Source organism: Kosakonia pseudosacchari (assembly GCF_900184035.1).
Taxonomy (GTDB): domain Bacteria; phylum Pseudomonadota; class Gammaproteobacteria; order Enterobacterales; family Enterobacteriaceae; genus Kosakonia; species Kosakonia pseudosacchari.
Map to the genome: position 1 here is coordinate 133655 of NZ_FXWP01000022.1, position 24113 is coordinate 157767.

Annotated in this window: 19 protein-coding genes; 13 read left to right on the forward strand and 6 right to left on the reverse strand. The window is 54.2% G+C overall.

Annotation, left to right across the window (positions count from 1 at the left end; translation table 11 throughout):
• Positions 1 to 336 precede the first annotated feature (336 nt).
• On the forward strand, positions 337 to 1656 hold the full coding sequence (gene brnQ / locus BN2591_RS17720; protein ID WP_086873224.1) for a branched-chain amino acid transporter carrier protein BrnQ: 1320 nt from the start codon (positions 337 to 339) through the stop codon (positions 1654 to 1656).
• Positions 1657 to 1739: 83 nt separating this feature from the next.
• Positions 1740 to 3092, forward strand: coding sequence for a proline-specific permease ProY (gene proY, locus BN2591_RS17725; RefSeq protein ID WP_086873225.1), 1353 nt, complete (start codon positions 1740 to 1742; stop codon positions 3090 to 3092).
• Positions 3093 to 3145: 53 nt separating this feature from the next.
• Here the strand turns inward: proY and BN2591_RS17730 are convergent, their stop codons facing one another.
• Positions 3146 to 4087: a 2-hydroxyacid dehydrogenase gene (locus BN2591_RS17730; RefSeq protein WP_244173023.1), complete on the reverse strand. Its 942-nt coding sequence runs from the start codon at positions 4085 to 4087 to the stop codon at positions 3146 to 3148.
• Between the two features lie 232 nt (positions 4088 to 4319).
• Here BN2591_RS17730 and malZ point away from each other — a divergent pair, with 232 nt between their 5' ends.
• Genes malZ through BN2591_RS17745 form a run of 3 tightly spaced genes read left to right on the forward strand, consistent with a single transcriptional unit; the run spans position 4320 to position 10285 of the window.
• Positions 4320 to 6137 (forward strand): maltodextrin glucosidase, encoded by a 1818-nt coding sequence (malZ, locus tag BN2591_RS17735; RefSeq protein ID WP_086873227.1) that lies wholly within the window; start codon positions 4320 to 4322, stop codon positions 6135 to 6137.
• A 57-nt stretch (positions 6138 to 6194) separates the two neighbouring features.
• Positions 6195 to 8909, forward strand: a complete 2715-nt coding sequence (locus BN2591_RS17740) for a DUF2339 domain-containing protein (protein ID WP_086873228.1) — start codon at positions 6195 to 6197, stop codon at positions 8907 to 8909.
• Positions 8906 to 10285 (forward strand): DUF3999 family protein, encoded by a 1380-nt coding sequence (locus BN2591_RS17745; RefSeq protein ID WP_086873229.1) that lies wholly within the window; start codon positions 8906 to 8908, stop codon positions 10283 to 10285. Before BN2591_RS17740 ends, BN2591_RS17745 begins: the two co-directional genes overlap by 4 nt.
• A 201-nt stretch (positions 10286 to 10486) precedes the next feature.
• Here the strand turns inward: BN2591_RS17745 and BN2591_RS17750 are convergent, their stop codons facing one another.
• Positions 10487 to 11089 (reverse strand): peroxiredoxin C, encoded by a 603-nt coding sequence (locus tag BN2591_RS17750; protein ID WP_017458841.1) that lies wholly within the window; start codon positions 11087 to 11089, stop codon positions 10487 to 10489.
• Positions 11090 to 11257: 168 nt separating this feature from the next.
• Positions 11258 to 11839: an ACP phosphodiesterase gene (gene acpH / locus BN2591_RS17755; RefSeq protein WP_086873230.1), complete on the reverse strand. Its 582-nt coding sequence runs from the start codon at positions 11837 to 11839 to the stop codon at positions 11258 to 11260.
• Between the two features lie 92 nt (positions 11840 to 11931).
• Between acpH and queA the strand changes: the two genes are divergently transcribed.
• The 8 genes from queA to BN2591_RS17795 all read left to right on the forward strand — a co-directional run bounded on the left by queA (position 11932) and on the right by BN2591_RS17795 (position 20972).
• Positions 11932 to 13002, forward strand: a complete 1071-nt coding sequence (gene queA, locus BN2591_RS17760; RefSeq protein WP_086873231.1) for a tRNA preQ1(34) S-adenosylmethionine ribosyltransferase-isomerase QueA — start codon at positions 11932 to 11934, stop codon at positions 13000 to 13002.
• A gap of 51 nt (positions 13003 to 13053) precedes the next feature.
• Positions 13054 to 14181 (forward strand): tRNA guanosine(34) transglycosylase Tgt, encoded by a 1128-nt coding sequence (gene tgt / locus BN2591_RS17765; RefSeq protein ID WP_086873232.1) that lies wholly within the window; start codon positions 13054 to 13056, stop codon positions 14179 to 14181.
• A gap of 21 nt (positions 14182 to 14202) precedes the next feature.
• The gene (yajC, locus tag BN2591_RS17770; protein ID WP_020456740.1) at positions 14203 to 14535 is read left to right on the forward strand and encodes a preprotein translocase subunit YajC; all 333 of its coding nucleotides are present in this window, start codon (positions 14203 to 14205) and stop codon (positions 14533 to 14535) included.
• A gap of 27 nt (positions 14536 to 14562) precedes the next feature.
• Positions 14563 to 16410, forward strand: a complete 1848-nt coding sequence (gene secD, locus BN2591_RS17775) for a protein translocase subunit SecD (protein WP_071925261.1) — start codon at positions 14563 to 14565, stop codon at positions 16408 to 16410.
• A gap of 10 nt (positions 16411 to 16420) precedes the next feature.
• The gene (secF, locus tag BN2591_RS17780) at positions 16421 to 17392 is read left to right on the forward strand and encodes a protein translocase subunit SecF (RefSeq protein ID WP_086873233.1); all 972 of its coding nucleotides are present in this window, start codon (positions 16421 to 16423) and stop codon (positions 17390 to 17392) included.
• Between the two features lie 232 nt (positions 17393 to 17624).
• Positions 17625 to 18257, forward strand: a complete 633-nt coding sequence (locus BN2591_RS17785) for a response regulator (RefSeq protein ID WP_086873234.1) — start codon at positions 17625 to 17627, stop codon at positions 18255 to 18257.
• 16 nt (positions 18258 to 18273) lie between these two features.
• On the forward strand, positions 18274 to 18981 hold the full coding sequence (locus BN2591_RS17790; RefSeq protein ID WP_086873235.1) for an Hpt domain-containing protein: 708 nt from the start codon (positions 18274 to 18276) through the stop codon (positions 18979 to 18981).
• Between the two features lie 83 nt (positions 18982 to 19064).
• Positions 19065 to 20972, forward strand: a complete 1908-nt coding sequence (locus tag BN2591_RS17795; RefSeq protein ID WP_244173024.1) for an ATP-binding protein — start codon at positions 19065 to 19067, stop codon at positions 20970 to 20972.
• Between the two features lie 96 nt (positions 20973 to 21068).
• On the opposite strand, the gene BN2591_RS17800 is transcribed toward BN2591_RS17795, so the two are convergent.
• From BN2591_RS17800 to BN2591_RS17810, 3 genes are all read right to left on the reverse strand, one after another.
• Positions 21069 to 21752 (reverse strand): LuxR C-terminal-related transcriptional regulator, encoded by a 684-nt coding sequence (locus tag BN2591_RS17800; protein WP_086873236.1) that lies wholly within the window; start codon positions 21750 to 21752, stop codon positions 21069 to 21071.
• Between the two features lie 271 nt (positions 21753 to 22023).
• Entirely contained in the window at positions 22024 to 23298 is a 1275-nt protein-coding gene (locus BN2591_RS17805) for a hypothetical protein (protein WP_086873237.1), read from the reverse strand.
• Positions 23295 to 24086, reverse strand: a complete 792-nt coding sequence (locus BN2591_RS17810; RefSeq protein WP_086873238.1) for an outer membrane lipoprotein-sorting protein — start codon at positions 24084 to 24086, stop codon at positions 23295 to 23297. Before BN2591_RS17810 ends, BN2591_RS17805 begins: the two co-directional genes overlap by 4 nt.
• Positions 24087 to 24113: the final 27 nt, after the last annotated feature.

Genomic DNA, 24113 nt, shown 5'->3' on the forward strand with positions numbered 1-24113 from the left:
GAAACGTATTTTGTACGTCTGTTGATTTTTTGTTCGCATGATCAGCCATGTGTTTTTCTGATAAATAGAGTATTTAACTGCTTGTTTTTTGCAATGCAGCATAACAATCTGGTTTTGCGATCCCACCTTGCCTTTAAACGTTATAAGCGTTTAAATTGCGCCCCATACATTGTCAGACCGACTGTGTTCACGTGGTAAATCGAAAAACTATTCTTCGCCACGTTGTAGATAAAGCATTTCCCGCTGAATTTTCACGCAATTGGCGTTTTATTGTTCGGTCGGGAAAGGCCAATAATTCATCACTTTACGACACCACATCCACAGGCAGTAAAACTTATGACCCATCACTTAAAACCACGAGACATTGTTGCTCTGGGCTTTATGACCTTTGCCCTCTTCGTTGGCGCAGGTAATATCATTTTTCCTCCGATGGTCGGCTTACAGGCGGGTGAACACGTCTGGACGGCGGCATTTGGCTTTCTGATTACCGCTGTGGGGCTGCCGGTGCTTACCGTTATCGCGCTGGCGAAAGTGGGGGGTGGCGTCGATAGCCTGAGCACACCGATTGGTAAAGTGGCGGGTGTGCTGCTGGCGACGGTTTGCTACCTGGCGGTTGGGCCACTGTTTGCGACGCCGCGTACGGCAACCGTGTCGTTTGAAGTCGGCATTGCACCGCTGACCGGCGAAGGCGCGATGCCGCTGCTGATTTACAGCGTGGTGTATTTCGCGCTGGTGATCCTGGTGTCGCTCTATCCGGGCAAACTGCTTGATACCGTGGGTAACTTCCTTGCCCCGTTGAAAATCATCGCGCTGACTATCCTCTCGATCGCCGCGATTGTCTGGCCGGCGGGTTCCATCAGTCACGCGCTGGACGCCTACCAGAACGCCTCTTTCTCCAACGGTTTTGTTAACGGCTACCTGACGATGGATACGCTGGGCGCAATGGTCTTTGGCATTGTGATTGTCAATGCGGCGCGTTCGCGTGGCGTGACCGAAGCGCGTTTGCTGACCCGTTACACCGTTTGGGCTGGCCTGATGGCGGGCGTGGGTCTGACACTGCTGTATCTGGCGCTGTTCCGCCTGGGGTCAGACAGCTCTTCGCTGGTTGAGCAGTCTGCCAACGGCGCCGCCATTCTGCATGCTTACGTGCAACACACCTTTGGCGGTGCGGGCAGCTTCCTGCTGGCGGCGCTGATTTTCATCGCCTGCCTGGTGACGGCGGTTGGCCTGACCTGCGCCTGTGCTGAGTTTTTCGCGCAGTATCTGCCGCTCTCTTACCGTGCGCTGGTGTTTATTCTGGGCATCTTCTCGATGGCGGTTTCCAACCTTGGGTTGAGCCACCTGATTCAGATTTCGATTCCGGTGCTGACGATGATCTACCCGCCCTGTATCGTACTGGTGGTGCTGAGTTTTACCCGCTCCTTCTGGAACAGTTCGACACGCGTTATTGCGCCGACCATGTTTATCAGCCTGCTTTTTGGTATCCTTGACGGCGTGAAAGCCTCCGCGTTTGCTGAACACCTTCCTGCCTGGACACAGCGCTTGCCGCTGGCGGAGCAGGGATTGGCCTGGTTGATGCCAGGGCTGGTGATGGTGATTCTGGCCGCAATCTGGGATCGCGCCGCAGGACGACAAGTGACATCCAGCGCGCATTAACAGCAGCAAACACGGTTTGTTTAACCACGGGGTACGCGCTCCGTGGTTTTTTATTTTTGTGTTGAATAATGGCAGTGGAAACGATGGAAAGTACTAATAAGCTGAAGCGTGGGCTAAGCACCCGCCACATTCGCTTTATGGCGCTGGGTTCAGCGATTGGCACCGGGCTGTTTTACGGCTCCGCAGACGCCATCAAGATGGCCGGGCCAAGCGTGCTGCTGGCTTACATTATTGGCGGTGTCGCCGCGTATATCATTATGCGTGCGCTGGGCGAAATGTCCGTGCATAACCCTTCTGCCAGCTCCTTCTCTCGCTACGCGCAGGAAAACCTCGGCCCGCTGGCCGGTTATATCACCGGCTGGACGTACTGTTTTGAAATCCTGATTGTCGCCATTGCCGATGTGACCGCGTTTGGCATTTATATGGGCGTCTGGTTCCCGACGGTGCCGCACTGGATTTGGGTGTTGAGCGTGGTGCTGATTATCTGCGCCATTAACTTAATGAGCGTGAAGGTGTTCGGCGAACTGGAGTTCTGGTTCTCGTTCTTTAAAGTCGCCACGATCATCATCATGATTGTCGCTGGTTTCGGCATCATCATCTGGGGCATTGGCAACGGGGGGGAACCGACCGGTATCAGCAACTTGTGGAGCCACGGCGGCTTCTTTAGCAATGGCTGGCTCGGCACGGTAATGGCGCTGCAAATGGTGATGTTTGCCTACGGCGGTATTGAAATCATTGGTATCACCGCCGGCGAAGCGAAAGATCCGGAAAAGTCGATCCCGCGCGCCATCAACTCCGTGCCGCTGCGCATCCTGGTGTTCTATGTCGGGACGCTGTTCGTGATTATGTCCATTTATCCATGGAACCAGGTGGGCACTAACGGCAGTCCGTTTGTGCTGACCTTCCAGCATATGGGCATCACCTTTGCCGCCAGCATTCTTAACTTTGTGGTGTTGACCGCCTCGCTTTCTGCCATTAACAGCGATGTGTTCGGTGTCGGGCGGATGCTGCACGGCATGGCAGAGCAGGGAAGCGCGCCGAAGATGTTCGCCAAAACCTCGCGCCGCGGTATTCCGTGGGTAACGGTGATGGTGATGACGGTCGCGCTGCTGCTGGCGGTCTATCTGAACTACATCATGCCGGAAAATGTCTTCCTGGTGATCGCCTCGCTGGCAACCTTCGCCACGGTGTGGGTGTGGATCATGATCCTGCTCTCACAGATTGGTTTTCGTCGCCGTCTCTCCGCTGATGAAGTGAAAGCGCTGAAATTCAAAGTCCCGGGCGGGGTGGCTACGACCGTCGCCGGGCTGATTTTCCTCGTGTTTATTATTGCGCTGATTGGCTGGCATCCGGACACCCGCATCTCGCTGTATGTCGGCTTCGCGTGGATTGTGTTGCTGCTGATTGGCTGGATGTTTAAACGCCGTAAAGTCTGATAACCGTGCCGGATAAGCGTTAGCTTGTCCGGCATTGTCTCGCCAGACACCGGTTAAACCACCGGCGTCAGCAGTTTTCCTTGCGTAAAATAGCTCACCAGATTATTGATGGTCAGATCCGCCATCGCCTGACGCGTTTCGGCGGTATTACTGGCGATATGCGGCAATAGCACCACATTTTGCAGGCTGCGCAGCGCGGGCAGAATATGCGGTTCCTCTTCAAACACATCCAGCCCGGCGCCGCGTAGTTTCCCTTCCTGAAGCACAGCGATTAACGCCCCGGTATCCACCACGCTGCCGCGCGCAATATTGACCAGAATGCCCTCTGGCCCCAGCGCTTCCAGCGCTTCACGGTTGATAATGTGCTGCGTTTTCGCACCGCCTGGCAAGGTGAGTACCAGAAAATCGACCGCGTTTGCCAGCGAGATAAGCGAGTTATGGCGCTGCCAGCGACGATTGCGCGCTTCCCGTGGGCTGAAATAGTGGATCGGCATATTGAATGCTGCCGCGCGTTGGGCGATGTCATGCCCAATATTGCCCATGCCGACAATGCCGCAGCGCTTGCCACTCATCTTCCATGCGCCGGGAAAGACGCCATGTTCCCATTCGCCGGCGCGGGCAAACCGATCGGCCTCGCAGATTTTCCGCGTGACGGCCAGCATTAACGCCAGCCCGGTATCGGCCACGCATTCGTTAAGCACATTGGGCGTATTGCTGACGCGAATCCCGCGTTGACGGCAGATGTCGAGATCGGTGGCATCCACGCCGACACCGAAACCGGCGATCACTTCCAGCGCCGGCAGCTGCCCTATCAGCGCGGTACTGATGCCTTTCGCAGCGCGTGTCAGGGCGCCACGGATGGCAGAAGCGCGTTCACGTACCAGGGTCTGTGCATTGGGCTGCCAGTAACGATGCACCACGAAATGGTGTTCGAGGGTGTCGATCATCGCTTGCGGGATTTCGCTGATGACGAGGATCTCGGGTTTGCTGCTCATACTAAGCCCTTTATTCATCTATAGTTTTTATCAGTATAAAAAGCGCGTTTGCCTGCGGCTTCGGGCATCAGCACGAAGCGGGCGTGGAAAATATCACGCAAATGCCTGGTGAATATCTCGCCAGATCACATCTGCGCCCTCTCTCTCACCCCCGGAAAAAAGTGGAAAGAAGGAGGCAGGGCGAGAATCGCTGTGGAAGAGTGGCGTCATTTTGAGCAAAGGGGATTTTTTGATGTTGAATGCATGGCATTTGCCCGTCGCGCCGTTTGTGAAACAGAAACAAGATCAAGTCGTTATTAGCCTTTGGCTAAGCGGGACCTCGCTGCCGGAGCGGGTGACGCTGCGCACGGAAATCGATAACGAAGAGACGCCGGTGGTGATGCATCGCGCGCGCAAACCGACAGCCGATGGGGTGACGGTCTGGCGGGCGGCGATCGATGTCGCGAACGGGCAGCCGCGTCGTCGCTACAGCTTTAAACTGCTATGGGAAAACCGCCAGATCTGGTTTACGCCGCAGGGTTTTAGCCACTTTCCGCCCGCGCGGCTTGAGCAGTTCGCCATTGATGTGCCGGACAGCGGGCCGCAATGGGTGGCAGACCAGGTGTTCTATCAGATTTTCCCGGATCGTTTTGCCCGCAGCCTGCCGCGCGGCGAAAATCAAGACAAAATCTATCATCACGATGCGGCCGGGCAGCCAATTGTCATGCGTGAATGGGACGATCCGTTGACTGGCGACGCGGGCGGTTCGACCTTTTATGGCGGCGATCTTGACGGTATCAGCGAAAAACTGCCGTACCTGAAAAAGCTCGGTATCACCGCGCTGTACCTCAACCCGGTATTTGTCGCCCCCAGCGTACATAAATATGACACCGAAGATTATCGCCATGTCGATCCGCAGTTCGGCGGCGATGAGGCGTTGCTGCGCCTGCGGCACAACACGCGCGAAGCTGGCATGAAGCTGATACTGGATGGTGTCTTTAATCACACCGGTGATTCCCATGCCTGGTTTGACCGGCACAACCGCGCAACGGGCGGTGCGTGCCACAACCCGGATTCGCGCTGGCGTAGCTGGTTCAGCTTTGACGAAAATGGCCACGCCCGCGACTGGCTGGGGTATGCGAGCCTGCCAAAACTCGATTACCAGTCGCCCGCGGTCGTGGACGAAATTTATCAGGGAGAAGAGAGCGTGGTGCGCCACTGGCTGAAAGCGCCGTGGCATATGGATGGCTGGCGGCTGGATGTGGTGCATATGCTGGGCGAAGATGGCGGGGCGCGTAACAATTTGCGCCATGTCACGGGCATTACACAGGCGGCGAAAGAGACTCAGCCGCAGGCGTATGTTTTTGGCGAACATTTTGGCGATGCACGCCAGTGGTTACAGGCGGATGCTGAAGACGCGGCAATGAACTATCGCGGTTTTACCCTGCCGGTGTGGGCTTTTCTGGCGAAGACCGATCTCTCTTATGATCCGCAAAAAATTGATGCGCAAACCTGTGCGGCATGGATGGATAACTATCGCGCCGGGCTGTCGCATCAGCAGCAATTACGCATGTTTAACCAGCTCGACAGCCACGATACGCCGCGCTTTAAAACCGTGCTCGGCAAAGACATTGCGCGCTTACCGTTGGCGGTGGTCTGGCTGTTTAGCTGGCCGGGTACGCCGTGCATTTATTACGGCGACGAAGTGGGGCTGGATGGCGCTAACGATCCGTTTTGCCGCAAGCCGTTCCCGTGGGACAAAAAGCGCCAGGATAGCAAACTGCTGGCGCTTTATCAGCGCATGGCGAAGTTGCGTTCACGTTCACAAGCGTTGCGCTACGGCGGCTGTCTGGTGATTTACGCGCACGATAATGTGCTGGTATTTTTGCGCGTTTACCGTCAGCAACGGGTTATGGTCGCCATTAACCGCGGCGAAGCCTGTGAAGTTGTGCTGGAGGATTCACCGCTGTTACGGGGGAAAAGCTGGCGGCTTCAGGAAGGTACAGGTACGCTACAGGATGATGTGCTGACGCTTTCAGCCATTAGCGCATCTGTCTGGTCCGCCGCCTGAATCGCCACGCGAAAAGGGGTGGGCGTTACGTCTCCCCTTTAGCGAAGGCGATAGTACATGGATGGTCTTTTACTCTTTGGCGTGGTGGTGCTGTTTCTGGCACTGGTGGTGGTGCCCATTGTGGCTATCACCGCCTGGCGGCGCAGCATTGCCACCCAGAATGAACTGCAACAACTGCGTCAGCGGCTGAGCATACTGGAACGGCAGTTTTCGGCGATGCCGGAAAGCCGCGAACCAACCCCGGTTCCGGTGGCGACGGCTGAAATTGCGCATTCCACCGAACCGGTTGACATCACTCAACCTGCCGCGCCGGCGGAAAACCCATGGGGGCGTAAAGTCGAACCGACCTCCACAGCGGAAACCCCGTGGGGACGCAAAACTGAAACACCCGCACCGGTGATGTCCGCGCCTGCTATTGATGAACCTGCTGTAACGACAAAGGTACCGGAAACCGCATCGTGGGGAATGGTGACGTCGCTGGTACGCTGGTTTATGCAGGGCAACCCGCTGGCAAAACTGGGCGTCATCCTGCTGTTTATCGGCCTCTCTTTCCTGCTGCGCTACACCGTGGAATACGCGTTATTCCCGCTCGAATTGCGGCTGGCCGCCGTCGCGCTGGTGGCGATGGTGCTGCTCGGGCTTGGCTGGCGACTGCGGCATAAACAGACGGTCTTTGCGCTGATACTACAAGGCGGTGCGGTTGGCGCACTTTATCTCACCGTGTTTGGCGCGTTTCGCTTATGGCAGATGCTGCCGATGACGCTGGCCTTTGTGCTGTTAATCGTTATCTGCGCGGCGAGCGTTGGCCTGGCGGTGCTGCAAAAAGCGCTAAGCCTGGCGCTGCTGGCAAGCCTTGGCGGCTATCTTGCGCCGATCCTGCTCTCTACCGGCGGCGGCAGCCATGTCGCGCTGTTCTCGTTTTACCTGCTGCTTTCGGTGGGGATCCTCGCCATCAGCGTCTGGCAGCACTGGCGCGAATTGAACCTGCTCGGCATGGTCTTTACTTTCGGCGTTGCCGGGCTGTGGGGTATGGATAACTATCGCCCGGAATTCTACTTCAGTTGCCAGCTGTTCCTGATGGCTAACCTTCTCATCTTCGGTGTACTGAGCGTGGCGCTTTCGCTGCGCGCGCAGCGCCGGGGCGAGCGCATTATCGATGGTGTCTTACTCTTTGCGCCGCCGCTGGCGGGCTTTGGTATGCAGTACGCCATCACGCAACACTGGCATTATGGCCCGGCATTTAGCGCGCTGGGCTTTGGCCTCTTCTACCTGGCGCTGGCGCTGCTGGCACTCAAACGCTTCCCTGCGACCGCAAAACCGCTGGTGCTGGCGGCGCTGGCACTCGGCGGCGCGTTTGCCACACTCGCCATTCCGCTGGCGCTGTCGGCGCGCTGGACAGCGATGGCCTGGGCGCTGGAAGGGCTGGGTATTTTGTGGCTTGGCGTGCAGCAAAATCTGCGCCGCATGAGCTACAGCGGCAGCGCATTACTGCTGCTGGCACTGTGTAGCGCACTGTGGGCGGCGGCAGACGGCATTAATGCCGTATCGACATTGCTGATCTTTGCTGTGCTCAGCGGCTGCTGGCTGGCAGCCTCCTGGTTGTGGCGTGGCCTGCGGCAAGAGGGCAGCTGGCTACTGCTGGTAGGCGGCATAGCGTTTTGGGTGGTTGCGCTCGGCGGCGCGTCTCAGGCTACGCTGCCATCCTCCGTTGATAACGGGTTCGGCGTACTGGCGTTACTGGCGCTTTCCGTATGGTTATGGCGTGCGGGCAGCTTACGCTGGACATGGCCGGAGCTGGGCTACGCCCGCTGGCTGTTATGGCCGGGAATGGCAGTCATGCTGGTCTGGCAGATTATGACCCAGGGGCATCTGCTGGCAGCGGGCTGGCCGAATCTGGCCTGGTGTGTCGCACTGCCTGCCGCGTTGCTGCTGCTTTATCGTGAAACGGGGATGATACCCGCGCGGGTATCGCAAGGGCTGCATATCGCGCTGTGGTGGATATTGCTGCTGGCGGCTGGTACGGAGCTGTGGTGGTTCGTCGATGGGCTGGCATGGGGGAATGAACCCTGGCAGACCGGGCTGCCAATGGCCGCAGGTGGTGTGGTCATTGCGTTGGTGCTGGCGGCCATTCGCCGCCAGTTCTGGCCGTGGCGCATCTGGCCTGCGCTGTATGGCGCGTTGGGGCTGCTGCCGCTGGTTCCTGTGCTGCTGTGTTTGCTGGTGTACGCTAATCTGGGCGACGGGGTGGTGATGGGCATGCCGTATCTGCCGGTCATTAACCCGCTGGAAGAGGGCGCGGCGTTTGCGCTGATCGGCGTCTGGCTGTACAGCCGTTTTGCCGAAGCGCACTACCCGGCGGTTGCGCCGCAACTCTGGCGCGCGCGTCCGTGGGTGATGGCGGCGCTTGGTTTCTGGTGGCTAAACGGCGCGTTACTGCGCCTGCTGGCTTACTACGGCGATGTGGCCTGGGAGAGTGAAAGCCTGTGGCAGTCGCGATTGATCCAGACCAGTTTTGCGCTGTTCTGGATGTTGATCGCGCTGGTGGTGATGATCCGCGCCACACGTCAGCATGCGCGTCAGCAGTGGTTGTGCGGCAGTGTGTTGCTGGGCGTGGTGCTGCTTAAATTAATGCTGGTAGACAGCGCGGGCGGCGGTGGGCTTTCGCGTGCAATTGCTTTTATTGGCGTGGCGGTTTTGGTGCTGATTGTGGGGTACTTTTCACCCCTGCCGCCAAAAGCCGTGCGGGAAGAGGATAAGGGAGAAGAGCAATGAAAAAGTGGCATGGATTACTACTGGCCGCACTGATGACAACCGCAAGCGTGGCGACAGGCAGTGACGCTGTTGCGGATTCACCGCCGGATTACGCGTTTGGCGTGACACTCGATCTACCGCAACCGGCATCCTGGTATCGTGTCGATCTGCCACAGGATACTTACGCGCAGAGCGCCTGGCCGGATCTGCGCGACGTGCGGGTGTTTAACCACGATGGTGAGCGTGTGCCGTTTACGCTGGAAACGCAGCGTGCCACAGCGCGTGAGCCTGAACCCATTGCGCTGCGCGTGTTCCCGCTGGATACATCGCCGGTGGACACCGGTACAGAGGGGCAACATGTGGTGCGTTTGCACTCCTCGTCCGGCGTCGATATTCGTATTGAAGGCGAGCCTGACGAAGTGGTCGGGCAGAGCTATTTGCTGGCGTTCCCGGAAAATACGCCGGAAAGCTTTAATCTCGCGCAGCTGAAGCTGGCCTGGTCAGAACCTGTAAAAAACTGGCGTGGCAAAGTGACGCTCTTTTTCAGCAGCGATATGCGCAACTGGACAACGTTGCAGCAAGACATACCGGTGATGGAGCTGGCGAGCGGCAGCGATCGGCTGAAGCTTGATCAGATTAACCTCGATCAACCGATGCCTGCCGATGGCGTACGTTACTTGCTGATGGTGTTTGATAACCCGACTCTGCCTGTGACGATTACGCAGGTCACCGCGCGGCCAGGCAGTGAGCCAACGCCGCTGGAACAGGTGGAGATGACAGGCCACGAACAACGGATTTCCCCGACCGAAGCACAGTATCAATGGGCGCAACCGCAGCCATTAAGCGCACTGTCGGTAAGGCTTGCGCAAGAGGGCGTGTTGCCGGTGGCGATTGACTGGCGCAGCAGCGCCAGTGATGAGTGGAAACCATTAAGTAAAACGGTGCTGTGGGCGCTTAATGGGCGTGTTTCCGCGCCGCTCAACCTGCCAGGAGATGTTGTGCAGGCGGTGCGCATCACCACGCTTGATGCCCGTTTCCCCGAAGCATTGCCACAGGTGACCGGCAGCCGCGACCGACAATCGCTGGTCTTTAATGCGCAGGGCAAGGGGCCGTTCATGCTGGCGTGGGGTAACCGGGCAGCGGCGCCTGCTGCGGTGACAATGGACGGATTGATCCCGGAAGCGCTGCGTAAACAGCTCGATCTTACGGCGATACCGGAAGTGCTGGTGCAGGATCGTGTGGCACTTGGCGGCGAGGAACGGTTAACGGCGACATCACCGGCAGAGCGACAGCAGACGTGGAAAACAGTGCTGGTGTGGGGTGTCTTACTGTTGGGGGTAGCGGTGCTGGTATGGATGGCGCTGCGTATCTGGCGTGAAGTGAAAACAGGCAAATAACGATCCGTTTTTTCAGCGGGCGACATTGAATTGCCCCTGAACGGTGCGCGGAACCTGGCAAGCCGCGGCGGCTCGTAGTGTTAGTTCGTCATCTAAAAACAATGCGGCCGATCCAGACTTGTTGATGACGACGCATACTGATGTTGGTTTGAATTAGCCATAAAAAAGGCCCGCAGTGCGGGCCTTTATCAATGCAGCCAATTACAGGCTGGAGACGTTTTCGCTCAGGTATTTTGCCACGCCGTCCGGAGAGGCGTTCATCCCTTCTTTGCCTTTTTCCCACTGCGCCGGGCACACTTCGCCGTGCTCTTCGTGGAACTGCAGCGCGTCAACCATGCGCAGCATTTCATCGATGTTACGGCCCAGCGGCAGGTCATTGACGACCTGGTGGCGCACGATGCCGTTTTTGTCGATCAGGAAAGAACCACGCAGGGCAACGCCCGCGTCCGGGTGCTCGATACCGTAAGCCTGCTGAATTTCACGTTTGATATCAGCGACCATCGCGTATTTCACCGCGCCGATGCCGCCTTTCTCAACCGGCGTGTTACGCCATGCGTTGTGAACAAACTCAGAGTCAAAAGAGACACCAACCACTTCCACACCGCGGCTTTTGAACTCTTCGTAACGTTTGTCGAACGCGATCAGTTCAGACGGGCAAACGAAGGTGAAGTCCATCGGCCAGAAGAACAGCACGGTCGCTTTACCGTTGGTGTGCTGTTTGAAGTTGAAGTTTTCAACAATTTCACCGCTGCCCAGAACGGCTGCGGCAGTAAAATCCGGTGCCTGACGAGTAACCAGTACCATATGTACTCCTGTGATTTACAAGGTTAATAGAACGCAACGCGGGCCAGTATAGGGAGAGGGGTAGGGTAGCTCAAAGCGCCATTGACAATCGCTGGTATAGGTTTTATCTATCGATTGTTTCTGCAATAACGCTTTCCAACATAGCGCAACGCGCCGTCAGTGCAAGAATTAAAGCTGCTGATCTTTGGCCTGCGCCATCATACGCGGATAGAACTCCCAGAATTGCGACTCAAGCGCGGCGTAGTTGGCGTCCAGATCCTGCCAGGAGTCACGCAGTGCGTCCAGTCGCGGGCGACGGTTGGCCATGCCATTAAGCACATTCTGGATAAAGGCCATCTCGCGGTAGCGCTCCAGCCAGCGCTCAGACCAAAGGTAATTGTTCAAATTAATAAATCGTGGTGGAGAGTCGGGCAGGATGGTCGCCACCTGCGCATGGGCATAGTGAACAAAATCATTCAGCGGGAAATCCGGCGAGATTTGCGCCCAGTGTCGCGAAAGGAAATGATCCCACATCACATCCAGCGTAATCGGCGCGACCCTCCGGGTTTGCGGGCGGAACCACTCGCGGGCGGTTTTCACTTCCGGCAAGTTGTCGGTCATCACATCAATACGGCGATGCATATGAATTCCTTCGACAATATCCGCCGGATAGAGACTTTCCGGGTTGCCGCGAACAAAATCCGCCAGCAGGTTGCCGGACAATGAGCTTTCGGCAAGATGGGCTAAGTGCAGGTGTGCTAAAAAATTCATGCTTATTGTTTGTCCAAAAGCGGCTAACGGTTGCAGCGAAGGGGCGTGAGCACTAGACTACCCGCCTCTTAAATATGTATCGAGTTAGTGTCATGCGCGTTGCCGATTTTTCCTTTGAATTGCCTGAATCCCTGATTGCCCACTATCCGCAGCCTGAGCGCAGCAGTTGCCGCTTACTGTCGCTGGATGGCCCAACAGGCGCGCTGACGCACGGTACTTTCACCGATTTGCTCGACAAGCTCAACCCCGGCGATCTACTGGTGTTCAATAACACCCGCGTGATCCCGGCGCGCCTGTTCGGCCGTAAAGCCAGCGGCGGCAAGATTGAAGTGCTGGTTGAGCGTATGCTCGACGATAAACGTATTCTGGCACATATTCGCGCTTCCAAAGCGCCAAAGCCGGGCGCGGAACTGCTACTGGGCGACGCGGAAGATATTCAGGCGACGATGGTGGCGCGCCACGATGCGTTGTTTGAAGTGGAATTCCACGACGAACGCCCGGTGCTGGATATTCTTAACGCAATCGGCCATATGCCGCTGCCGCCCTATATTGACCGCCCGGATGAAGACGCGGACCGCGAGCTTTACCAGACCGTCTACAGCCAGAAGCCTGGCGCGGTTGCCGCGCCGACGGCGGGCCTGCATTTTGATGAGCCACTGCTTGAGCGTCTGCGTAATAAAAGCATCGAGATGGCGTTTGTGACGCTGCATGTGGGGGCGGGAACTTTCCAGCCGGTGCGCGTAGACAGCATTGAAGACCACATTATGCATTCCGAATACGCCGAAGTGCCGCAGGAGGTTGTTGACGCGGTACTGGCGGCAAAAGCGCGCGGCAACCGGGTTGTCGCCGTAGGTACCACGTCTGTGCGTTCGTTGGAAAGCGCCGCGCAGGCAGCCAAAAAAGATCTCATTGAGCCGTTTTTCGGTGATACGCAAATTTTCATTTATCCGGGTTATCAGTACCGGGTGATTGATGCGCTGGTCACCAACTTCCACCTGCCGGAATCGACGCTGATCATGCTGGTTTCTGCCTTCGCCGGATACCAGCACACCATGAATGCGTACCGCGCCGCAGTTGCGGAGAAATATCGCTTTTTTAGTTACGGGGATGCGATGTTTATCACGTACAATCCGCAAGCCATTTTTGAACGCGTCGGGGAATAGGTCCGCGGCGCTGGTTTTAAACGTCAGACTGTCTTTCTGGCTGGAGAAGAAATGAAATTTGAACTGGATACCACTGACGGACGCGCCCGCCGCGGTCGTCTGGTGTTTGATCGCGGCGTGGTTGAAACGCCAGCGTTTATGCCTGTGGGCACTTACGGCACCGTAAAAGGGATGACGCCGGAAGAAGTTGAAGCCACCGGCGCGCAGATTATCCTCGGCAACACTTTCCACCTGTGGCTGCGTCCGGGTCAGGAGATCATGAAGCTGCACGGCGATCTGCACGACTTTATGCAGTGGAAAGGCCCTATCCTTACCGATTCCGGCGGTTTCCAGGTGTTCAGCCTGGGCGACATCCGCAAGATCACCGAAGCGGGCGTGCACTTCCGTAATCCGATCAACGGCGATCCTATTTTCCTCGATCCCGAAAAATCGATGGAGATTCAGTACGATCTCGGTTCCGATATCGTGATGATCTTTGACGAATGTACGCCGTATCCGGCGGACTGGGATTACGCAAAGCGCTCGATGGAGATGTCTCTGCGCTGGGCGAAACGCAGCCGTGAGCGTTTTGATGGGCTGGGTAACAAAAACGCGCTGTTCGGTATTATTCAGGGCAGCGTTTACGAAGATTTACGCGATATCTCGGTCAAAGGTCTGGTAGAGATTGGCTTTGATGGCTACGCTGTCGGCGGTCTGGCTGTGGGCGAACCGAAAGAAGATATGCACCGCATTCTGGAGCATGTCTGCCCGCAAATCCCCGCAGACAAACCACGATACCTGATGGGCGTCGGTAAACCAGAAGATCTGGTTGAAGGCGTGCGACGCGGCATTGATATGTTCGACTGCGTGATGCCGACGCGCAACGCCCGTAATGGTCACCTTTTTGTGACCAATGGCGTGGTGAAAATCCGTAACGCGAAATATAAAAGCGATACTGGCCCGCTTGATAGCGAGTGTGATTGTTATACCTGTCGCAATTACTCTCTTGCTTACTTGCATCATCTCGACCGTTGCAACGAAATATTGGGCGCGCGTCTCAATACCATTCATAACCTGCGGTATTATCAGCATTTAATGGCTGGTTTACGCAAGGCTATCGAAGAGGGTAAATTAGAGAGCTTCGTCGCGGATTTTTACCAGCGTCAGGGGCGGTCTGTACCACCTTTGAACGTTGATTAATTTAATAATGAGGGAATTTGAATGAGCTTTTTTATTTCTGATGCGGTAGCAGCAGCAGGCGCACCGGCAGCCCAAAGCCAGTGGACGTTGATTCCGATGCTGGTGGTGTTCGGTCTGATTTTTTACTTCATGATCCTGCGCCCGCAACAAAAACGCACGAAAGAGCATAAAAAGCTGATGGACTCCATCGCCAAAGGTGATGAAGTGCTGACCAACGGTGGTCTGATCGGCCGCGTGACCAAAGTAGCAGACACTGGCTACATTGCAATCGCCCTGAACGACACCACCGAAGTGGTAATCAAACGTGACTTCGTAGCTGCCGTTCTGCCGAAAGGCACGATGAAGGCGCTGTAATCTATTGTTTTCCCAAAGGGAACTGCCGTGTTAAACCGTTATCCTTTGTGGAAGTACATTATGCTGGTCGTCGTTATTATCGTCGGCCTGCTTTACGCACTTCCCAACCTGTATGGTGAGGATCCGGCTGTTCAGATCACTGGCGTGCGCGGCGTCGCCGCCAGTGAGCAAACGCTGATCCAGGTCCAGAACGATCTACAAAAAGAAAAAATCAACGCGAAGTCTGTGGCACTGGAAGAGGGCGCGATTCTTGCTCGCTTCGATTCTACTGATACGCAGCTGCGCGCCCGCGAAGTGCTGGTTAGCGCGTTAGGCGATCAGTACGTTGTCGCGCTTAACCTTGCTCCGGCAACACCACGCTGGTTGACCGCCATTAAAGCTGAACCGATGAAACTCGGTCTTGATCTGCGCGGCGGTGTGCACTTCCTGATGGAAGTGGATATGCAAACAGCGCTCAGTAAACTGCAGGAACAAAACATGGACAGCCTGCGCAGCGATCTGCGCGATAAAGGCATTCCTTACACCACAGTGCGTAAGGAAGATAACTATGGCCTGAGCATTCAGTTCCGCGACAGCGCGGCGCGCGATCAGGCGAATGCTTACCTGACAGCCCGCCACCGCGATCTTGTTATCTCCAATCAGGGCGACAACGTACTGCGCGCCGTGATGAGCGATGCGCGTCTGAGCGAAGCCCGCGAATATGCTGTTCAGCAGAACATCAATATCCTGCGTAACCGTGTAAACCAACTGGGCGTGGCTGAGCCGCTGGTACAACGCCAGGGCGCTGATCGTATCGTGGTTGAGCTGCCGGGTATTCAGGATACGGCGCGTGCGAAAGAGATTCTGGGCGCTACCGCGACGCTGGAATTCCGCCTCGTTAACAGCAGTGTGGATGCTTCCGCCGCCGCTGCTGGCCGCGTACCGGGTGACTCCGAAGTGAAACAGACACGCGAAGGTCAGCCCGTTGTGCTGTACAAACGCGTGATCCTGACCGGTGACCATATCACTGATTCCACTTCCAGCCAGGATGAGTACAACCAACCGCAGGTGAACATTTCGCTGGATAGTGCGGGTGGCAACATCATGTCTAACTTCACCAAGGACAATATCGGTAAGCCGATGGCGACCTTGTTTGTGGAGTACAAAGACAGCGGTAAAAAAGATGCCAACGGACGTGCGGTGCTGGTGAAACAGGAAGAGGTGATTAACATTGCCAACATCCAGTCTCGCCTGGGGAATAGCTTCCGTATTACCGGTATCAGCAACCCGAACGAAGCGCGTCAGCTTTCTTTGCTGCTGCGTGCTGGTGCGCTGATTGCGCCGATTCAGATTGTTGAAGAACGTACTATCGGCCCAACACTCGGTTCGCAGAACATCACCCAGGGCCTGGAAGCATGTCTGGCAGGTCTGGTGGTTTCCATTATCTTTATGATCTTCTTCTATAAGAAGTTTGGTCTGATTGCCACGTCTGCGCTGATTGCCAACCTGGTGTTAATTGTCGGCATTATGTCGTTGTTGCCTGGCGCAACGCTGACAATGCCGGGGATTGCCGGGATCGTGCTTACCCTTGCGGTCGCGGTGGACGCCAACGTTCTGATAAACGAGCGTATTAAAGAAGAGCTTAGCAATGGCCGTTCGGTGCAGCAGGCAATTCACGAAGGTTATCAGGGCGCGTTTTCGTCCATTTTCGATGCGAACGTCACCACGTTGATCAAAGTACTTATTCTTTACGCAGTAGGTACTGGTTCAATTAAAGGGTTTGCGATCACCACCGGTATCGGTGTGGCGACCTCTATGTTCACCGCCATTGTCGGCACCCGTGCCATCGTCAACCTGTTGTACGGCGGCAAACGCATTAACAAGCTGTCTATCTGAGGAGTGCGTTGTGGCACAGGATTATACTGTTGAACAATTGAACCACGGCCGTAAAGTCTGGGACTTTATGCGCTGGGACAACTGGGCTTTTATCATTTCCGGCGGGCTGCTGATCCTCTCCATCGTTGTGATGGGCGTTCGCGGCTTTAACTGGGGCCTGGATTTTACCGGTGGTACGGTTATCGAAATCTCGCTGGAAAAACCAGCGGATATGGATTTGATGCGTGACGCGCTGGAGAAAGCGGGCTTCCAGGAGCCGCTGTTGCAAAACTTCGGTAGCAGCCGCGACATCATGGTACGTATGCCGCCTGCTCAGGGCGAAACCGGTGGTCAGGTGCTGGGCAGCAAAGTCGTTAGCGTGATTAACGAAGCGACCAGCCAGAACGCAGCCGTGAAACGTATTGAGTTTGTCGGTCCGAGCGTGGGCGCTGATCTGGCGCAGACGGGTGGGATGGCGCTGCTGGTTGCGTTGATTAGCATTCTGGTTTATGTCGGTTTCCGCTTCGAGTGGCGTCTGGCGGCGGGCGTGGTTATCGCGCTGGCGCACGACGTTATTATCACGATGGGCGTACTCTCGCTGTTCCAGATTGAGATTGACCTGACCATTGTAGCGTCGCTGATGTCGGTAATTGGTTACTCGCTTAACGACAGCATCGTGGTATCTGACCGTATTCGTGAGAACTTCCGCAAGATCCGCCGCGGTACGCCATACGAGATCTTTAACATCTCTCTGACGCAAACATTGCACCGTACGTTGATCACGTCCGGTACGACGTTAGTCGTGATTTTGATGCTTTATCTCTTTGGCGGCGCGATGCTGAAGGGCTTCTCGCTGACCATGCTTATCGGTGTTTCCATCGGTACGGCTTCGTCTATCTATGTCGCGTCTGCTCTGGCGCTGAAAATGGGGATGAAGCGCGAGCATTTACTGCAGCAGAAGGTGGAAAAAGAAGGGGCGGACCAACCGTCTATTCTGCCGTAACCATTCGTTGTACAGAACAAACCGCAGCCACGTGCTGCGGTTTTTTTATCTATAGTATTTTTTCTATTTATAATAAAAGCACGTTTATTTATTAATCATATCAATTCCGCTTTATTATTTTTATAAAATGCGAGCCTCTTTCCTTTATTAAATATTCATTCTGCATTGCCATTTTTTTTTGTTAAAGTGCGGGAACTCGTAATGATATGGTTGTGACCAGAGATCTGTAAGCGTGTTGAAACCGAAAAAAGTGTTGATTGCTGATGATCACCCTATTTATTTGATGGGGATGCGAGCGTTGCTCGCACCACTTTCCGCGCAATACCTCATCATTGATGAAGCCATGACCACCGATGAAGTCGTGGCGAAGCTGGAGCAACACGCAATCGATATTCTGATAACCGATCTCAGCATGCCCGGAGAGCGGTACAACGATGGTCTGGCGCTCATTCAATTATTAAAAAGGCGCTGGCCAGATTTACTGATAATCGTTGTTTCTATGATCAATAATCCCGGTATTCAACATTCATTACTCCGCCTCGGAGTACACGCGGTATTAAATAAAGCCAGTTTGTCGACAAGACTATTACAGACATTGCAAGCGCTCACCTGGCCTGCTATTTCCCCGAAAACAAACACGCTGCAAGAAGAGGCTGCAGCGCAACTCGAAGTGAAGCTGACGCCAAAAGAGAATGAGGTGCTGCGCCTGTTACTGCGCGGTATGACGGTGAACGATATCAGTACCCGGCTTAGCAGGACGAAACAAACCGTCAGCGCACAGAAAAAAAGTGCCATGCGTAAATTGGGTGTCACCTCCGAGTACGAGCTCTATCAATACCTGCAACAAATTGGATTAACAAGTTAATGACATGGAGTTGGTTATGCATGGAATGCAGACACTACTTGCGACGTACAGTGCGGAACAACAGTTGCGCTTTTGCAGTGATTTACATATCGCCACTGTCAATATAAGCGATGCGCAGAATGCGCTTTCCCGTCATTCCTGGGACGCGTTACTGGTCGATTTACGCGAGAATGCAAATTCAGGTACTGCTTTCGTTGAGAAACTTCTCACTGCGGAATTGGCAGGAGAATTAACCTTACCGCCGTTATTATTGGCCTGCATAGATGAAGAACAGGCAGAAACAGAATCTATGCTGCGTCTGAAAGGCTTCGATCATGTTTTGTACTTTCCTTTATCTAAAGAGCGCTTACGCTGCTCTTTTCTATCAAGGGATATGGCAAAACCGGAGCTGCGTGAATTACATCTTCTGGCAAATCATCAGCAGCCGATAATTGATGCCATGGTGTCTAAACTTTTGCAGACGCTAGCCGCCGATATTCAACAACTCGACAGCATCGCAAGGGCTGGAACACATCTTCAGATCGCGAATCTTGCCCACCGAATGAAATCTTCCTGGTATCTTTTGGGAATGCGCCGGGCGATACGGAGCTGCATTGTGATGGAACGGTTGCCGCAGCTGATTGATGAGGGAGTAATAAACGAGGGAAATATTTCAACAATGCGTCAGCGTTTTATTTCGCTCATCTTTAAAGATTATAAGCAACTGGTTTTTCTGTTCGGTTGATTTACTGTGAGTATGCCCGGTTTGGAATAGAAATAGTATTTTTACCTGTTGCATTGATCAGCAATTAAAACCTGGGAAAGAGAATGCGTTCTTTTATTTTTCACCGTATTAAGTGGTGCGTTTTTTTATTATCGCTACTCTTCACTTGCTGCCTCGCGGCTAATGCTCGTCCGGCGAATATCGTTTTTCATACAGCCGATATTTCTGGCGGTGGAGCAGCAGAAAAGCAAAAAGTGCAAGAAGTGCAAGTCGTCCATCCTATCGGATCGGCAGTCGTGAACACGTTTCCGGTGAATAAAGCTGGATTTGACGCGCAAAAGAGCGTGTTTTGGCAGGGAGGGCGCCGTCATATCAAGGTCATTAGTCTGGTGATGTTGGCGATAGTTATCATCTCGATGATGTGGATCATTTCACTCAGACGCCAGGTCAACCAGCGCATACGCATGCAACAGCGGCTCAAAGAGCAACTTTCTTGCATGAGCAATATGATGTTTTCCGTCCCCTGGCCGGTCGCGGTGCGTAATTTGCGCGGGGAGCTTGTCAGTTGCAATATCCGCTATCTGGAAGAGATGAACGTCACGCGCGAAGAGGTGTACGGGAAAACTGTCGATGTTTTGCCTTTGCCGGATTTCATGCTCCGTGAGATTCACCGCGACTATCAACGGGTGATCACCACTGGTGTCCCGCACATGCATGACAGGTTGCTGACGTTTAACCACTCTGCGCAATCACGCACCGTTTTTTACTGGATCATTCCTTTTCATGGGAGCGATGGCAGAAACAATGGTGTTTTAAGTGGCTGGATAGACATGACCGAGCGGCAGGAATTCATTCAGCAATTGAATGAGGCGAGGGATGAAGCCGTAGCGGCAAATCGGGCGAAGACGAATTTTCTCTCGGTGATGAGCCATGAAATTCGCACGCCGTTAAACGCGATCCTTGGCATTCTGGAACTGCAAATCAAACAGAATGTGCTGGCGCAGCAGCCACAGCCAATGCTGGAGGTTGCGCACGATGCCGCAAAAAATTTACTCGCTGTCGTGGGGGATATTCTGGATATTTCACGGATTGAATCGGGACGTATGGCAATCGCGCCACGAAAAGAGGAGCTGATTGCGTTAACACGCTCTGTGGCGCTGTTATTCAAAGAGGCGACCGATCAAAAACAGCTAGCTATAAATATGCATGTAGAAGGTGGCGATCGGTGTCTGCTAAAAATTGACCCTCATCGCTATAAGCAGATCCTTTCTAATCTGTTAAGTAATGCAGTTAAATTTACTCGCGAAGGTTCAATAGACATCATTCTAAAACATGAACCAGCAGTTGAGGGGATGATTGCGGTTTCACTGACAGTCAAAGATACCGGTATTGGAATTACACCCGAAGACCAAAAAAGGCTTTTTAACCCCTTCACCCAGTTGGATGCCGATAAAGACGCTTCGCGGCTCGGCTCAGGGCTTGGGCTGTTTATCTGCCGTACACTATGCGAACTGATGAAAGGCGAATTAACGCTGGAAAGTACCCCCGGTGAAGGCACCGCTGTTCATGTGCGTTTGCGTCTGCCTGCTGTAGCGGTAAATCCTGCTGAGCATGCGTCGACTGCACCAGTAAAGCGCTCATCTTCCGGCGTAAAACGGGTGCTCATTGTTGATGATTATCCGCCGAACCTTATGCTGTTGCGTCATCAACTTGAATTTCTCGGTCATCAGGTCAGCGAAGCAACGAATGGAGAAGAAGCGCTCACCCTTTGGCTTATGACCCGCAATTACGATTACATTCTGATTGATTGCAACATGCCGGTGATGGACGGTTTCACGCTTGCAAAGCTGATACGCGCGGAAGAGCAGCGTTCAGGAGAGAGGCGTGCAACCCTGTTGGGGTTCACCGCCATTGCGCAAGCCGAGGTTGTCGAACAGTGCATCGCGGCAGGAATGGATGGCTGTTTATTCAAGCCTTGCAGCCAGGAAGTTATCAATAAATGGATTAAATAACCGGTGATAATTTTTAAACTCTACAAAAAGGCCTGAGTTGGAAAATACAGAGGCCTTTTTATTTGTCATGTAATAAATTAAATGCGTAGCAGCGATTCACATGGCGATATCAAACATCCGCGTCTGAAATAATAAGCAATAAAGCTGGCAATCCGTTCGCACATTGAGCTTTCCCATGGCGCGGAGTTTATGTGCGCTGACCGTTTTAATACTGATATTCATGCGCTTGGAAATCGTTGTTAACGAAAGCCCGCGACATAATAAGCGTAAAACTTCACTTTCGCGCGTTGATAATTCCTGCGGCCTCAGCGCATCGCGGCGGAAAAGTGAATCCATTAACCCTCGCTCAATATAGACTTCGTCCATCAGCACTGTCGTAATGGCCCGCCAGAGCGTACGTTCGCTGGTGTTACGGCTTATATAGCCCTTGGCACCCGCCTCCAGCGCAATACGAATAAGATTCGTATTGTTATAAGGAGATAAAACGATGGTTTTTGTATGGGGGTAACGGCTTGAAATCCATTTCACCAGCGCCACGCCATCCAGTTCCGACACAGGGTTACCGGTTTTAATGGTATGCAGGCCATAACCAAGAAAGAGAAGATCCACTTTTTTACTGGCGAGAATATCAAGAAGTTCTGTTTGCTCATTGGTATCGCCGATAACGTCAATATCAAGTTTATCAGTATTCAGATTGCTGTTTTTTAGTGAGTTAATCATCGAGGCCATTCCCCGACGTATAATTGCATGCTCATCCACAATTAAAATATTAATGGACATAGATTAACCTCCTAAACCTGCCTGAGGAATGTAAGCGGGATAGAGAAGATACGATGTTCTATTCCTGTTTTCTATCTGACCAGTAAGAAAAATGACCATTATATTTAATCCCGGTTTATAAGATGTGAGAGATAAACTGTCAGCGTCATTTGCATGGCTGTTATATTTCCCAAACGGATGAATTCCCGTTCAATACCTGTTGTGGTGATGAATCGTTATTCGTATTCCCATTGCGGGCAGAGAGGATGATGCTCCGGCAATATCGCACTATTTAAAAATAGTAATCCACGGAGAGTTGCCAGCGCCTGTCTGGCTGCACGTTATAGGTCTTTTTCACCTCAGCGCGGTAGATTTTTTGCCACTGAAGGGCAATATCCACCGAATTCAGGTGACGCCTTAGCTCCACAAATCCCATATTTTTCTGGCGCTGCAAATCCCGCTGCCAAATCAGGTTGAAGTCATACTGGTCAGCGATGTCTTTCCAGTACGCCTGCAAAAGTGCACCACGGCGTGGTGTTAGCCCGTCCTGTACTTGCTGCGCTGTGCTGTCTGCGGGAGCGGCGGCGATCTGTGCAGCGATATACGGTGGCGCGGCACGAAGTGCGGAGATGGCCTTTTGGCTGTCGGCACTGCCGTTATAGTGGCCCTCCAGGCGAAGGGTTAAATGGTTCTCGCCAGTCCAGGTTAAACCCACTGCTGCACGATTACGCCACGCCATATCCCACTGGCTTTCGGGCAGCGCTTCCTGCCAGTTGAAGGGCTGGCGTCCTCCCGCCCATTCAGCATAGACCAGCGTGGAGCGCGACAGCACCCGCGAAAGATTTACGCCCAACTGAGGGGAGCGGTGTTCTTCCTGTAGCAGCAATAACTGAGGGTTAAGGTTTTCGGCAAAGCGATAGCTTCCCGCCAGCAAGACGCGTTCACGGGGGTTACTGGCATTCCAGTCAAGGCTGGCGCTGTTCTGCCGCCGACGGGCACTGATTTTGGGCGACCAGATCACCGTTGCAGACGCCTTGTCCCAAAACTTTTGCAACCGGATCATGGCATTGCCCAGACGGTTGCTGCGCAAGGACTCCGGATCGGCCGATATAGCTGAACGCACAGTACCGCGACCAAGAAAATCGGTAGGGTTGTAGCCCAGCGCAACACCATAACGGGTGTTAATGCGCCCGACATCGATGGAGGCCTGGGACGTCAGCGCGTAGCTAAGCCAGGCTTCACGCAAAGTATTGATGTTGCGGTTTTGAGTGAGATGGTGAGAGAAACGGCTGTCGAAGCGGTTCGAAAGGACAACCCGCCAGTTGCGTAGCAGGGTTTTGTCCCAGCGCATATCCAGTGATACGCGTTGCTCTTTGGCGCTGTTTTCGTTCAGGCTGCTGGCTATTTCGAGCAGTGCACTCATTGCCTTGTTTTCCACGGCGCTAAACTCGGTTTTGTCCGCCAGTTCAAGCGCCGCCAGAGTGCTATCCTGCTGTGCGCTGGCAGAAGCGTTGCACAGCGCGGCGAGTGCGATGAACCAGCTTACGCGTGCGCGCGTAGCCTTCATTGCTCTGTATCCTTAAAATGCGCCAGATAATCGCGCTGTAGCCACGCTTCCGGGACATCCCGCCAGGCAAAGTTCTGCTGGCGCAGAACGGTAACAAGCTGGGCGTTAACGCCATCAATAATCACCGCCTCGGTGGGACGCACACCGCCCAGCGCGGGTTCGTAGCGACGATACCAGGTCGTTTTCAGCAGGTTGCCATTAACGGCATAAAACTCCGCTTTACGGCTTTTGAAATCGTTTTTATCGACCCAAAGATCCATTGAAGGGTACGGCGCGTCCGGATTGGTTGCGACCAAATGCAGGTGGTAGCAGTCGCGCATTTGCTTTTCACCGTCCTGGATCTGTTCTACTGCCAGCAGGCTTGCCGTGTAATCCTCGGCCCAGTTTGCCGTTACGACATCGCCGTTAGACGCTTGCCCCAACAGGCGCTGTTGCGGGGAAATCGGCACACTCGCCTGGCTCGCCGGGTCATAAAGCCAGAGATCGCGGCCGCTTTTCAGCGTCAATTTACCCGCATCGCGTTGCGGGCTGATAAAGCGCAGCAGGCTGCGGAATTGACCGCCATTCGGCGATGCGCGCGAATAAAGCACCAGTTTGCTGGTGTCGTTCTGCTTGCCGTTTTTATAACTGATAAGCGTGGTGACCAGGCTAAAGGAGCGATCCGGGTTACGTACCTCGTCGCTTTTTTTCAGGATTTGTTGCGCATCAAGCGCGGCACTTGCTGGCATCGCGGCCAACAAGAGCCACACCAAGCACCATGGTGCCAGTGGTTTCTTTTGCAATTGCATTACGTTCTTCCTTGTTAACAGATGAAA

What these genes read in the sequence shown, in the direction of transcription:
- queA (WP_086873231.1), top strand. Translation starts at nt 11,932, where the DNA reads ATGCGCGTTGCCGATTTTTCCTTTGAATTGCCTGAATCCCTGATTGCC.
- BN2591_RS17740 (WP_086873228.1), top strand. Translation starts at nt 6,195, where the DNA reads ATGGATGGTCTTTTACTCTTTGGCGTGGTGGTGCTGTTTCTGGCACTG.
- BN2591_RS17745 (WP_086873229.1), top strand. Translation starts at nt 8,906, where the DNA reads ATGAAAAAGTGGCATGGATTACTACTGGCCGCACTGATGACAACCGCA.
- brnQ (WP_086873224.1), top strand. Translation starts at nt 337, where the DNA reads ATGACCCATCACTTAAAACCACGAGACATTGTTGCTCTGGGCTTTATG.
- malZ (WP_086873227.1), top strand. Translation starts at nt 4,320, where the DNA reads ATGTTGAATGCATGGCATTTGCCCGTCGCGCCGTTTGTGAAACAGAAA.
- BN2591_RS17790 (WP_086873235.1), top strand. Translation starts at nt 18,274, where the DNA reads ATGCATGGAATGCAGACACTACTTGCGACGTACAGTGCGGAACAACAG.
- BN2591_RS17750 (WP_017458841.1), bottom strand. Translation starts at nt 11,089, where the DNA reads ATGGTACTGGTTACTCGTCAGGCACCGGATTTTACTGCCGCAGCCGTT.
- BN2591_RS17810 (WP_086873238.1), bottom strand. Translation starts at nt 24,086, where the DNA reads ATGCAATTGCAAAAGAAACCACTGGCACCATGGTGCTTGGTGTGGCTC.
- BN2591_RS17795 (WP_244173024.1), top strand. Translation starts at nt 19,065, where the DNA reads ATGCGTTCTTTTATTTTTCACCGTATTAAGTGGTGCGTTTTTTTATTA.
- BN2591_RS17800 (WP_086873236.1), bottom strand. Translation starts at nt 21,752, where the DNA reads ATGTCCATTAATATTTTAATTGTGGATGAGCATGCAATTATACGTCGG.
- acpH (WP_086873230.1), bottom strand. Translation starts at nt 11,839, where the DNA reads ATGAATTTTTTAGCACACCTGCACTTAGCCCATCTTGCCGAAAGCTCA.
- BN2591_RS17730 (WP_244173023.1), bottom strand. Translation starts at nt 4,087, where the DNA reads ATGAGCAGCAAACCCGAGATCCTCGTCATCAGCGAAATCCCGCAAGCG.
- tgt (WP_086873232.1), top strand. Translation starts at nt 13,054, where the DNA reads ATGAAATTTGAACTGGATACCACTGACGGACGCGCCCGCCGCGGTCGT.
- yajC (WP_020456740.1), top strand. Translation starts at nt 14,203, where the DNA reads ATGAGCTTTTTTATTTCTGATGCGGTAGCAGCAGCAGGCGCACCGGCA.
- BN2591_RS17805 (WP_086873237.1), bottom strand. Translation starts at nt 23,298, where the DNA reads ATGAAGGCTACGCGCGCACGCGTAAGCTGGTTCATCGCACTCGCCGCG.
- proY (WP_086873225.1), top strand. Translation starts at nt 1,740, where the DNA reads ATGGAAAGTACTAATAAGCTGAAGCGTGGGCTAAGCACCCGCCACATT.